1 pseudogene is annotated in these 255 nt (G+C 67.8%); it reads left to right on the forward strand.

From position 1 onward, the window contains the following. Window positions 1-255, forward strand: a pseudogene (locus tag IB255_RS31395) (type VI secretion system tip protein VgrG); the annotation flags it as partial.

The following is a 255-nucleotide window of genomic DNA, read 5'->3' on the forward strand; positions in this document are numbered from 1 at the left end:
GCGAGAGCGGCTACTTTTACGCGCGCCTCGCCCACGAACGCTACCTCAACGAACGCACGCGCCTGACCGGCCACACCAGCAGCCCCGCGCTGCTACCCGGGCAGATACTCAAGCTCGACGGCGTGGACAAGCACTTCGCACCGGGCGCGGTGATCGTCCGCCTGCACAGCAGCGCCGCCCGCGACCGCAGCTTCGAAGTGCAATTCGAAGCCATCCCCTACGACGAGCAGGTCTGCTTCCGTCCCGACGTGCCGG

This window comes from Pseudomonas sp. PDM22 (assembly GCF_014851965.1).
In the GTDB taxonomy this organism is placed as follows: Bacteria; Pseudomonadota; Gammaproteobacteria; order Pseudomonadales; family Pseudomonadaceae; genus Pseudomonas.